Below are 12,333 nucleotides of genomic sequence, written 5' to 3' on the forward strand. Positions count from 1 at the left end.
ATATATTGAGGATTTACTTATCGTCGTCAGCCGTTTCCTTCAGCTCATCTTCCTTCTTGGCTTTGCCCATTTTTATTTTGGGGTTTTCCTGGGTACCGGTGATGGTCATCGGGATGCCGAATATGCCGAATGGCGGTAGTCCCAGCCTGAATTGCAAGTTTAGTTTGCCATCCAGGCTTACCTGGCCTTCAAACCGCGGCCTGAAACCGGCCATACGCATTTTGGTGCGTTCAATGGTCATTATATTATTGGCGATGGTACTTTTGATGTCCACTTTGGATACATCGCCCTTGGCCAGACTGTCGTGCCCGGTTTGTTTACCTACCGCGCTGAACAATTTAAAGCCATATAGTTTTACCTTCTTTACAGAAAGTACACCACCGCCTTTTATGGAGGGGTAAATCGGTTTCATATCACCGTTCAGTTTGCCATTCAGCTTATAATCTAACGATACAATACCCTGCACATGCGCGGCTGATGAAGCCATATCATGAAACATTTTTACTTCTTTGTAAGCACGCTGGATATCAAATTCTTTTGCATTGATGTGGTAATCAAAGTAGGCTTTTTGCGGTGTGGTGCTGCCATAAGCAGCATCCATAACCACAGGTGCGCCTATCAGGGTAAAACCGGTTTGTTTCAGGATGATCTGCCCCTTGCTGATGCTCATTTGTCCCTTGGCATCGCTAATGTCCAGCCCCATGTATTTTACTTTTTTTACATTGGCGATAAAATCAAGATCGAGGTTAGCAGGTACCAGTATAACCCCGTTTGATTTGGTAGGTGTAGGTTTAGGTTTAGCCGATGCCGGAGTTCCCGCGAAGGCCATAAAATCATCGGCTATGATCAAATCACTTTGCAGATTAAACTGTCCCTTCAAAACCGAATTCGGTTTAACGGCATAATCTATCGCGTTGGACAGCGCACCGTTCAAAACGATAACAGATTTACCGTAATTGGCCGTAAACTGGTCAAACTTCATCTTATCCTGATTAAAGCTGAACAGGCCGTTTTTGATGAGGAAAGGCTTGGGGAATAATTCAGACCGCAGTGTAACATCCTTCACTTTCATGGTGCCGGAGTTAGCCAACAGGTTATATCTGCCTGCAAGAGCATCGCTTTGTTTACCCTTTAAGGAAAAATTGGTACTGATAAAGCCTTTTACATCATAGCCTTTTACAGCGAAAACTTTATATATTTTGCCAATATCCAACTGCCCGCGTGAGGCTACACGATAGTTAAGATCATCAAAATTGTGCAGATCTGCCTTCAGCATAAAAGGCTGCCCTTCAAAGTTAAAGGATACGGGTTTGATATTCACTTTCAAGCCTTTTAATGAGCTGGTATTGTTAGTGATATCCGCGCTCACCTGTATATCCTGCACCGGGTGCGGGTAATATTTGGTTTGTACATAACCATTTTTCAGCTCCAATTTGGCATCGGTAACCGGGAATATCCCACGTTCGGGAATGTACCTGCCTTTAATTTGCAGGTTTGCATCCAGGTCGCCGCGTACGTCCATACCGCTATCGGCAGGTAAAAATTGTTTCACATCGCTCAGATGGAATTTGGTTTGAAGCCCCGCATCGATCATAGCCCCGGCAGTGTTGCTTAGTTTCAGATATCCTTTGATATAATTATTTAGCGCAATGGCATTCAGGTTATCTACCTGCAGAGTAGCATGGGCTATGTCATGATCGGGGCAGGCGGCATTCAGATTGAAGCTGATATTTTTTAGCGCTTCGGGCAAGTTGGCGTATTTGATATACCCATCGGTAAATGCAGAGTGCAAGGTAAATTTAGGGATGCTGGTGATCACCGTTTCTGTCTTTGGTCGTAACCCGCCTGTTCTTTTCAGTCCTTTGGCGTATTTACCCTCGGCCAGCAAGTGCAGCGAATATCGTCCTTTCAAATCAACTGCTTTAACGCCAAAGGCACGGTTCCATTTTTGCAGGTCAACCTCGGTATTGATCTTAGCGAAGATCTGCGGTTCTTTGATACCTTTTACTTTGATCACCGAGCCAAAATAATCTTTACCGATGTTAAAATAGATCGAATCGACATTGAGGTTCAAACTGTCCGGATTGAGGCCAGGCAGCCTTGCATCCATATTGATGAACAGGTTTTTTACCGGCTCTGGCGTGCTTTTGTTCACTACGGCGCCATCACGTACCTTCATATTGAAAGTAAAATCGGGCATGATGTTTTTGGAGGCGATGTATTTACCGGTAAGCGCAATCTGTATGTTACCGTTACCGCTGATATCCATATTGTCTACATATTTTTCGTACTCGGCAGGCAGGGCGGTAAAAATATCACCCAGGTCATTTTGGTCTGATGTGATCCTGAAATCCATATCATAGCCCTCCTTCAGGAACTCGAACCGGCCTTTAAACTTAACCGGGAGCTTATTAATGAGCAAGTCGTTTTTCTGAAAGGCAAAAGCCAATGATTTGGTATTGATACTGGTGACCAGGTCGGCATTTACTTTTTTATGGTGAACGTAGCTTTTGCCACCGTAAACAAAATCGACAGATGCCGCCGCGATATGGCTTGACAGATCAAAAATATCTTTGCTCAGATCGCCGCTGCCTTTATAGTTAAAATCGCTGGCCTCAATTTGCATCGGCACCGACTTATCATCATACACCAAGCGGCTTTTTTCAATCAGAATTTGTTCAATCCCCAATGAAGCGCTGCTGGTATCGGCCGCGTTAGCGGGCTTGCTGCCTTTTGATTGGTATACGTTATAGTTGGCTTTACCGCTGCTATCCACCTTAATATTGATAAGCGCCTGGCTCAGGTATATTTTATTTATATTGATTTTGCTTTTAAATACCGACGAAAGATCTATCGCCAGCGAAACTTCTTTGGCTGCCACCAGCGTATCATTCTGGAAAGGCGCGCTGCCGTCTAACAAAAAATCATTTAACGTAAGGGTAAGCGCCGGAAATCTTTTAAAGAACGACAAGCGCGTGCTGGTAAAATTCAGTTTGCCGTTGATACTGCCACCGGCCCATTGCTTGATCTTGTTAGTTATGGTCTGTGGAAAAAGATACGGCAAGAGAAACATCAACGCCAGTAGACCTACCAGTGTTATTCCACTTATTTTAAGTGTTTTAAATATGATTTTTTTGATTGGCATCGGCATAAAAGTAATTGCTGATAAGGAGCCATGAAGATAAGGATAAAAGCCAAATGCGGTGGGTAAAATTATTATTAAGCTTTATTGGTAAAATGTTTTAACTGATGATTAAATACATAAAAATTATTCAACCGGTGTATCGAATACACTTTTTTCAACGTATTGTATAATGTCGGTACTATAAGTTCCTTGTCCCCAATACGGGGCTCTTTTTAAGAGCCCCGGGGGGCAGGGATATTTTAACAGTCAATTATGGCTTAGTCCAGAGTAAAAACTCGGCGTTGTCGGTACTCGTCATAGAGCGGGTAACGTTTTCAAAATCAAATCCTTTATATTTCGAGACAATATCATATACCTGCTCAAATCCCTTAGTACCATGTGGGATTATGCAACCGCTATCATTCCCTGCTAATGTTAACCATATATCCGGCAACCAGGGCCCCGAATCGGTATTGATGAGCAATATGGCTTCCAGGTCGTTCCAGAACAAGGTTTCTGTTTCACGTTCCGGATGTTCAACTTTTACAAATTCCGCTGTAACGGTTATTATAAAATCATCTTCGGGCTGTTTCATTTAATTTATATTGTTTGATTACGGAATTAAAATGATCTTCCCGGTGCTCTGTTTGCTTTCCATATACTCGTGAGCCAGTTTGCCATAGGCCAGTTTAAAGGCTTTAGGAACCTGCAATACCAGTTGCCCCGAGGTTATCCAGTTAAATAATACACCTGACCGTTTAATTCGCTCTTCTTTCGAATCCAGGTAACTCCAAAGATCACCGCCGGTAATGGTTTGTGAGCGATCCATCAATAACTCTAAAGATGGCGGGGGCTCGGGCAAACCGCCTGCTTTACCATACAGCACTACGGTGCCCAACGTGCGGGTTATCTCCAGGCTGTCATTCAAGGTTTTTGCTACGCTGTCATAAGTCACATCTACACCTTTGCCGCCCGTATAATCCAGTACCTTTTCTTTCCAGTTATCCTGATATAAAAAAACAGCATCGGCCCCTGCTGCCAGGGCGGTTGTTCTTTTAGCTTCTGAGGAGGTAAGCCCAATAACCTTTGCGCCCAGCAGTTTGCATATTTGTGTAAGCAACTGGCCAACGCCTCCGGCTATGGCATGTAACAGTACAGTTTCGCCGGGTTTAACCGGATAGCTATCCGTTGCCAGGTAATGGGCGGTCATACCTTGTAAAAGTATAGCGGCGGCGGTCTCAAAGCTTATTTCGGCAGGTAAAGGGATAGCATGGGTGACAGGTACGGCAACCAGCTCGGCATTAGCAAAGGGTACATCGCCAAAGCTTACCCTGTCGCCCGGTTTAAAATCGGGATGCCCATTATTATCGGCTACTATACCGGCGCCCTCATAACCCGCGATGTAGGGCGGCTTGCCCAATAGATGGTAATTCCCCTTACGCCGCTCGGTATCGGAAAAATTAAGCCCGATGGCTTTCATCTCAACCAGTATATCTCCTGCTTTTAATACAGGCGGGGCAATATCCAGATATTGAAGAACCCCGGGATCGCCAAATGTGGAAAATGTTAGTGCTTTCATATCATCTAATATCCATCTTTTTCGGGTCACCTATTTAACATGGCAGGTAATTCAACATAAACAGACAATAGCATGATATTTTTAACAGCCTCCTACTCCGCCGAACGTAACATTTAATTTACAGATAAAATTTCGGTTATCTGTAGCATTCATACCAGTGTTATACGTAAGGTTAAGTATATGATGATCTCTACAATAATTAATTTTATGAAATACGTTCAACAAAATTTAAAAAGGCGTGCAGGCATGGTCGGGATGATGTGTTTGCTGGCTGGGCTACTCACTTCCTGCTTAAAAAATCATGACAATGACTATGTTGAACCACCGGTAGCCTATCTTTCGGTGATCAATGCTTCACCTGACTCACAACCAGTAAATTTCTTCTTGGATCAAAACCGGGCCAATGATTTTCCTATTAACTACGGGCATGGGATTGATTACATCAGAGCTTTTCCGGGTAAAAGGGTTGCTACCTTTTATGTAGCAGGCTCACAGCAAAAGCTCAAAGCTGATACCATTAGTCTTACTGCTCAAAAATTTTATTCGATGTACTTATCCAATGTTACTGCTACTCCGGATATGATATTAACCACCGACTCGATCAGTCGCCCTGATGCAGGGAAAGCCACCATCCGCCTGGTAAATGTTAGTCCGGATGCAGGCGCGGTTGACCTGGGGATAAAAGCAGGTGCTTTACTGGCCAGTAACCAGTCGTATAAAGGAGCATCGGCTTTTGTACCTATACAAGGCAACAGTACTTACACCTTAGAAGTTCGTAAAAAAGGAACTACCACCGTTTTGGTTACGTTGGCAGACTTAAAACTAAATAGTGGTTCAGTTTATACTATATGGCTACAGGGCCTGACTGCTGCCACCGATCAAAAGAAACTGAGCGCTAATGTGCAAACTAACGCCTATTATTATTAAGTATCGTTTTCAAATAACAAAAGCCTCCGCAGCGTGTTGTGGGGGCTTTTTATTTTAGGGCGATGTTTATTTCTGATTCTACAGAAAAAATCATAACAATCTGATTTTGATTAAACTTCATAGATGTTTTTAAGTCAAAGCGATACAAAACTTCAACCTATGAAAACATTACTTATCATTTGTTTGGCGATAGCGCTGTTATCGTCATGCAGCACCTACCAAATGAATATCCTAAGCAGTACAAACACTGTTCATAATGAACGGACCGGTGAGTTTAAACTGGAAAACGACTCTGTAAAGATCCTCTACTCTTTTGCAGGTGAAAATGTACCTATCCACGTAAGCATCTATAACAAACTTAACGAGCCTATTTATGCCGATTGGGAACGCTCGGCATTTGTGATGAATAAAAAAAGCACCAGCTATGCTGATGGCGTTTTACAGGTAAATGGAACGCTTTCAGGAACATCTGTAGGCCGGGAAATCCGTTACTCCGATGCCAGTATCAACGCGCAGGTAACACTCCCACAAAATGTAGCTTTTATTCCGCCTCATTCCCAGGTGAGTAAAACTATCACCAATGTTGATGGTAAGGAGTTCCAGTACATCGCCGATACACTTTTCGCCAAATCCAAACTACCTTCGGGCTTTGGCGGTGATCTCAAAGTAAAACTGGCTAAATTTGAACAAGGAAAAAGTCCATTATTTTTCAAGAGTTATTTAACGTTGTACACACTCAATAATAATGTGCAAAAACTCATAACCTATCAGAACGATTTTTATATTTCAGAAGCTTTCAGATCATCACTTGGCCCTGAAAATTTCTCGGACTTTGGAGAAAACAGAGGCGATCACTTTTATATTAAAATACCTAATTAAGCTGAGTAGATACCCTTTAGGAGGAGTAAAATAGTTATAGCGAAGTGTTTCTGCTTATGTTATTCTTTTTCACTAAATAGAAAACAGCAAAAACCACAGCAATTATCGCTAAATACATTGTCCAGGTATCTATAGGACAAGTGCCTATCGGATCATTCAGGTCACATGGTTCACCTGGGTCATCAGCTAATACCATAAATACATTACTCACAATCAGCAAAAGCATTACCGCTGCAGTTTTCCGGATGAAAGACCTATTTACGCTGTTTATATTTTTTATCTTTTTCATAACAATTGAAATAAATACTATCTTTTTATAAACTTTCCTTGCCCTATCAATGCCCCGTTTGATGCATCATATAAATTAACTATGTATATACCTGGGGTAAAATAGCCCACATTGGCTGTCCAACTTGAGCCTGTAACCTTCCTTTTGCTCATTACAAAACCGGTTGGGCCAATGATGCTTAGGCTATAAGCCTTGTTGGATGATTCGTCCGCGATCTGCATTTGAATTTGTGATTCGGCGGGATTAGGATAAACTTTTACAACAGATCCGTTAGGAGACTGCAGCGTGTATACAACACTGATTTTGGGTGAATAGGTTACCGTTCCGTCCCGGTCGGTTTGCTTTAAGCGATATACATTATCCCCGGTTGAGGCAAGCAAGTCCGTATAAGTATAGTTGCTGGCACCCGTGCTTTTAAGCTGATATATGGAGTTAAAGTTCCCCGCTTGATCCTGCTTTTCTAATACAAAAGAGGTAACGTCTCCCTCATTCTCTACTAACCAGTTGATATCAATTCCTTTGGTTGCTTTTTTACCGGTAAAACTTAGCAAGTGATAATTTGAGGGACTTTTATTAATAACCAGTTCAAATCTTCCTGCGCCGTAAGTAGCTGTATTACTGTTGTCTAAATTAAAATTATAAGTATTGTTATGAGTCATATCTAATGAATCATTCAACAGCTTATCGTGTAAAAAAACAGTGTAATAATCGGGCAAACCACTTATCTCGGTTTTAGAGAATGTATATATCCCAGATGTGGAACCCTTAACATACAAGGGGATCACCGTTCTGGAGGCCGAAGGCACCGGGTATTTATTCAAGGCCAACCGCACACTATCCGCACTATAACTTGAAAGGTATACACTTGGCCCTAATCCATCCAGATCTTTGCCATCCTCTTGCTGATCATAGGTTGACAGCCAACCATTCTTAAAATAAATAGCGCAGTTATCGTTACGAACACTATCTGCCGATAATTTCAATTTAATCTCCGGGATAACTTCACTTGTATTTTGTGCTGAAACGGAATTTACGGATTGCGCGGCCGGCGGCCTTGCATTAGCAATATGCATTTGACCTGGTACCGACATCAGCAAGGGAGTTGGTTGCTGATTGCCATTCACTTTTGCGGCCTCGGTAAAGGTTACTGTAGTTGATGTTGCACCAAGCAGGGTGATGAAGAAGCCTTGCCCGCTGCCCAGGTACCTTGAGGCTCCATTGCCATCACTTCCACCGGTAGTACCAATGGTCGGATCCCAATAAGAATACCCTTTATTTACAGGATTAAAAACCAGGAATTTTGTAGCAGCTGCAGCCGGATTGGAAAAATTGATCCCCGTATTACCTGATTTTAAATTGGTATTGTTTAAATCCAATGCGCTGGCGTACGGGTTACCCAAAAGATAATATCCCGTTCCGGGACTATGTTTACTTAATGTAGCGGAAGAGCCTGCATATGCCCATGGTGTAAAGCTAATAGAACCTTGATTTAAAGCTCCGGAAGCTGAAAGGGTAACCGTTTCTGGCGCTAAACCTACGGTACCACCTTTTTGCCCAGGTCCTGTGCCCAGGTTATTAATATTATCACCAATAAAATAAAACATGAAGCCATTGCCAACTGGTAAAGTAGTGTTAGCCACACCGGTAATATTAACCGTATTACTTCCTGCAGTTAGTTTTTCAAGCCCTTTAAATGTGCCCGATGTAAATGTTATATTGCTTGTAGGTACATTTTCCTGGTAAAAATACAGCGTTGGGTTATTATTAGCGGTAGCATTAAATCCGTTGGCAGTACCTCCCGGTCCCGAAATGAACGCGTTGGCGGCTACATAATTAACATTAAAAATACCAGCACCAGTGTTAACCGGGCTCGACATTAAGCGATAACCACGCTGACTCGTGGAACCTCCCTGTAAATAGCGTTCCACATTCACATTTCCTGTTATGGGAGTGGTATAATTTATAGGCGCGACCGTAGCGCTTGAAGCAGCGGTTGACTTTAAAGTAAGATATGCTGTGCTACTGGTACCCGCCACCAGCTTTGCTGGGCTTGTCATGGTTAATATACCGGTAGGTGATACGGAAAAATTGCCAGTACCAGCGTTCATGGTTGAAACACTGGCGGCATTAACACCATTAAAGGTTACCTTATTAAATACCGTACCCGCAGAGCTATTGTCAAGCAAGGTTTGCGCGCCCGTTCCGTTAAAAAAGGTAGTACCTGTGCTTTGTGTATATACACCTCCGCTGTTATTAGTGTAATTGCCCCCTATATAAAAATTAGCTGAGCCCAGATTAAATGTGCCCGTGTTGCTAACGGCGCCTTTAATAATAATATCTCCCCCGTCTTGATTAACCACTGTTGATGCCTGGTTTGTCCAACCACCTGTTACAGTAACCGTAGGATCGTTGGTATTTAAATTCACAATGCCACCACTCGTAGTCCAATTGTTGCCAACGGTTAAACCTTGTATGGGAGCCACATTAATGGTGCTGTTTTTATCAGCAACCTTTGTACTCGCACCAGAAAATGTCAGGTTATAATATGCCGGGGATGTTGTATTTATGTAGGTTGCTGTAGTGGTGGTTGATGGCTCATTAGCGGTGTAAACTATTTGATTTTCGGCATTATTATCACTAAACAAGGTAGTGCCACTGCTACCACCGAATGTAAAATAAACATAAAAATTATCAATCAATGGGGTAATAATTGGGGCCTTGTTCCTTAACTCAAAGGTATTAGCGTTACCAACAGCAGTGGCTGTATAACCTGTATTATCAGCTATAACCTGGCCATAACCCTTAAAACCAAGTACTCCCGGATTTAAACCCGCAAAGCCATTAATTGTAGGTGAAAAGGTTTTAACAAGATTCATTTGCCCCAGAAGCGTTGTTGTCCCTTTTTCTACCGAAAAACAAGGATAACAAACCTGTCCACTGCTTGCATTATTAACCCCGTTGCAGTTGAGTAAAATATTCCCGTTGATAGTTAACTGATTTACCTGAGCCGAAAACAAGGCAACATCAGCAACGGAGCCAGCTGGTTGCGTTGTGGCATCCCCTACTACTACGTTTCCCTGGCAAAGTACACTCCCCGTTCCGGCTATGATAGCATTAAAAATATTCCTGGGGTCGGCCGCACCTGCATAGTGATTTTGGGCTATGTTTCCGGTTACGGTTAATGTAGTTGAAGTTGCACCATTATTGTTAACCGTTAACAGCATGGTATATTTTGTTCCAAAGCTTTGTTGTGCTCCCGAGGTGTTTCGCAAATAATATGTGGCAGCTGTAACGCCATTATTGCCAAAGGTTATAGACTTCCAGGTTGTATTGGCAGCTACAATCGGGAAACGGGTAAGTGTAAGGGTTTGGCTTCCTAAATTTACGCACAAACCACTAATAAGGGTATAAGTAGTAGCAACACCAATTCTTACATCGTCATTAGCGCCGGGAGCCACAGGGCAAGCTATTAAACCGGCTTGTGCCCAATTTCCGGCATCTGTTACATCGGTACTGTTTCTACCAGTCCAATCAAAAGTTCCGGCTTTAACTGTATTTGATAAAACCAGTAGCAATAAACAAGCACCTATTTTAAAACTCATTAAACTCCAAATATTGCTGTGTACTTTCATTAGATTATGACCAATTATTGAAATTTGAGGCTGCTTAATATCTTGATTGATCAATACTTCTTATCCCTGATTATTACTCGCTGCGGTGATTAATTAACAGAGGTGTTAAAAAGAACTATTTATTTAATACTATGACATAAATCAGTTTACCAATCACAGATATTACATAAATTTGATTGTTTTTGGATTAAGTTTAAACTGCTTCGACACACAAGCTAATTACACCGACGAAATGGCCATCGGGCACGATGGAATGTTGGCAATACCGATAATAAACTAACTTTTTCTACGTTACCGCCTAAACTGCCAACCAATTATTACAACAAGGTTCTTCTTTAAAATCCGGAATTTCTGATCAGTTTATTATAAGATACCGTATTGCCAAAATTATACCTGAAACCTATAGTAAAGTGGGCATATTGGTCGGGCGCATTGTTTTTAAACTTTGTCGGAGGATCATTATAGCCATCGAGTCCTTCACCAAAAGCATAATTGTGTTCGTAACCCAGCGTAATGGTATAACCTACCTGCTCATAGGAATCATAAATTTTAAACTCGTAACCAAAGCGCAGCGGTAATACCATGTTGGTGCTTTTGTCCTTGCCCTGGAAACCATTGGTGCTGCCCACCGGGCCGTTTTGAACATATGCAGGCAGGTTGGTACGCTGTATATCCTTCATATTGTTGGATATGGCGCCTATGCCGGTGCCCACATAAAAGTTTTTGATCACGTTTAAAAAACAATTGTCGGCATAATCAATAAAACTTCCCAATTGAACATCGGCATGCAGTAATAAAGCTTTATAGGAGTTTTTATAAATCCGGCCAAAGGCATCTTTATCGGGAGTACGGCCACCGCCCGAAAGCGTGCCGAACTGGTACTCCAGCGCTACAGGCACGTAAGGGTTAAAATTGTAGGCGATGTTTAAATTATAAATAGGGTGGTACTCTTCCCTTTTCATATCAGCGTATGCCTTGCCATAACCAATACCGCCGCCAATACCCCATTCATAATAGTTGTATCCGTCCTGTGCCTTTGCAATAAAACCAGCGATTGTGAAAACAAAAAGCAGAATAAATTTTTTCAAAGCTAAATTTTAATCAATGTTCAGTTAAACAGACCTTATCTAAATATATAAGGTATTTAATATTGGCAAGGCTATGTTAGACATAAAGGCAAAACCACCCGATGAATAAACAGAAATGGCCGTTGAGCGGGGGAATAGTTAGATGTCTGGCCCATAATTTCAAGCCACCTGTTCGCGTTCTTTAGAGCGGATACAGAAAGTGACCATCCAGTTAAAAACAATCGGGATCAGCAGGATCACCGAGATCAGGAAGGTGTTACTCAGATCACTGAACAATAGCACAAAACCAATAGCACCCAGGTTCATACCCGCCAGGCATAAGGTGGCCTGTAAATGGTTCAATCCCAGTTTCAGCATGCGGTGGTGCATATGGTTACGGTCGGCATCAAACGGCGATCTGCCTTTTAATATCCTTAAGGTAAACACCCGCAATGTGTCAAAAACAGGCCCTATCAGTATCGCCACCGTAAGCGCCGGCGCGGTAAACAAATGCGGGATTCCCGCTACAGTTACTTTACTGATCTCGGTATACTTGATAGCCATTACCGCCGATACCAGGCCAATGAGTAATGCACCTGTATCGCCCATAAAGATCTTGGCCGGGGTAATATTATACCGTAAAAACCCGGCTACTGCGCCTACCATGGCCAGGCAAATGGCTGCCAGTTCATATTGCTTTACCGACAGGAACATCAGGGCCAGCGTTCCGTTAACGATCAGTCCCGTGGTGGCCGCAAGTCCATCTATTCCATCTATCAGGTTAAAGGAATTCACAATCAGCATAATCAATAGGATGGAAAAGATGGCGCTGGGCA

Annotated in this window: 9 protein-coding genes; 2 read left to right on the forward strand and 7 right to left on the reverse strand. The window is 42.5% G+C overall.

Features of this window, described 5'->3' with window-relative positions; all coding sequences use genetic code 11:
- Positions 1-13: 13 nt before the first annotated feature.
- The 3 genes from ACTJKG_RS11945 to ACTJKG_RS11955 form a co-directional block, all read right to left on the reverse strand.
- Complete coding sequence (locus ACTJKG_RS11945; RefSeq protein WP_440739328.1) at positions 14-3,145, reverse strand: AsmA family protein; 3,132 nt, start codon at positions 3,143-3,145, stop codon at positions 14-16.
- A gap of 250 nt (positions 3,146-3,395) precedes the next feature.
- Positions 3,396-3,719 carry a hypothetical protein gene (locus ACTJKG_RS11950; RefSeq protein WP_440739329.1) on the reverse strand — a complete coding sequence of 108 codons (324 nt, stop codon included), beginning with the start codon at positions 3,717-3,719 and terminating at the stop codon, positions 3,396-3,398.
- An 18-nt stretch (positions 3,720-3,737) separates the two neighbouring features.
- Positions 3,738-4,703, reverse strand: a complete 966-nt coding sequence (locus tag ACTJKG_RS11955; RefSeq protein ID WP_440739330.1) for a quinone oxidoreductase family protein — start codon at positions 4,701-4,703, stop codon at positions 3,738-3,740.
- Between the two features lie 207 nt (positions 4,704-4,910).
- Between ACTJKG_RS11955 and ACTJKG_RS11960 the strand changes: the two genes are divergently transcribed.
- Both ACTJKG_RS11960 and ACTJKG_RS11965 read left to right on the forward strand, forming a co-directional pair.
- The gene (locus ACTJKG_RS11960) at positions 4,911-5,630 is read left to right on the forward strand and encodes a DUF4397 domain-containing protein (RefSeq protein WP_172334863.1); all 720 of its coding nucleotides are present in this window, start codon (positions 4,911-4,913) and stop codon (positions 5,628-5,630) included.
- Positions 5,631-5,789: 159 nt separating this feature from the next.
- Positions 5,790-6,509, forward strand: a complete 720-nt coding sequence (locus tag ACTJKG_RS11965) for a hypothetical protein (protein ID WP_440739331.1) — start codon at positions 5,790-5,792, stop codon at positions 6,507-6,509.
- Positions 6,510-6,543: 34 nt separating this feature from the next.
- Here ACTJKG_RS11965 and ACTJKG_RS11970 read toward each other — a convergent pair whose 3' ends face one another.
- The 4 genes from ACTJKG_RS11970 to ACTJKG_RS11985 form a co-directional block, all read right to left on the reverse strand.
- Entirely contained in the window at positions 6,544-6,798 is a 255-nt protein-coding gene (locus tag ACTJKG_RS11970) for a hypothetical protein (protein WP_172334865.1), read from the reverse strand.
- 17 nt (positions 6,799-6,815) lie between these two features.
- Positions 6,816-10,400 carry a beta strand repeat-containing protein gene (locus tag ACTJKG_RS11975; protein WP_440739332.1) on the reverse strand — a complete coding sequence of 1,195 codons (3,585 nt, stop codon included), beginning with the start codon at positions 10,398-10,400 and terminating at the stop codon, positions 6,816-6,818.
- A gap of 365 nt (positions 10,401-10,765) precedes the next feature.
- The gene (locus ACTJKG_RS11980) at positions 10,766-11,518 is read right to left on the reverse strand and encodes an outer membrane beta-barrel protein (RefSeq protein WP_172334867.1); all 753 of its coding nucleotides are present in this window, start codon (positions 11,516-11,518) and stop codon (positions 10,766-10,768) included.
- Positions 11,519-11,677: 159 nt separating this feature from the next.
- The coding region (locus ACTJKG_RS11985) for an MraY family glycosyltransferase (protein ID WP_440739333.1) at positions 11,678-12,333 on the reverse strand (656 nt) is incomplete at its 5' end.

This window comes from Mucilaginibacter sp. 22184 (assembly GCF_052045695.1).
Classification (GTDB): Bacteria; Bacteroidota; Bacteroidia; order Sphingobacteriales; family Sphingobacteriaceae; genus Mucilaginibacter.

Bases quoted from the DNA above. Each gene is read 5' to 3' on its own strand.
- ACTJKG_RS11945 (WP_440739328.1), bottom strand. From the start codon at position 3,145: ATGCCAATCAAAAAAATCATATTTAAAACACTTAAAATAAGTGGAATA.
- ACTJKG_RS11950 (WP_440739329.1), bottom strand. From the start codon at position 3,719: ATGAAACAGCCCGAAGATGATTTTATAATAACCGTTACAGCGGAATTT.
- ACTJKG_RS11955 (WP_440739330.1), bottom strand. From the start codon at position 4,703: ATGAAAGCACTAACATTTTCCACATTTGGCGATCCCGGGGTTCTTCAA.
- ACTJKG_RS11960 (WP_172334863.1), top strand. From the start codon at position 4,911: ATGAAATACGTTCAACAAAATTTAAAAAGGCGTGCAGGCATGGTCGGG.
- ACTJKG_RS11965 (WP_440739331.1), top strand. From the start codon at position 5,790: ATGAAAACATTACTTATCATTTGTTTGGCGATAGCGCTGTTATCGTCA.
- ACTJKG_RS11970 (WP_172334865.1), bottom strand. From the start codon at position 6,798: ATGAAAAAGATAAAAAATATAAACAGCGTAAATAGGTCTTTCATCCGG.
- ACTJKG_RS11975 (WP_440739332.1), bottom strand. From the start codon at position 10,400: ATGAGTTTTAAAATAGGTGCTTGTTTATTGCTACTGGTTTTATCAAAT.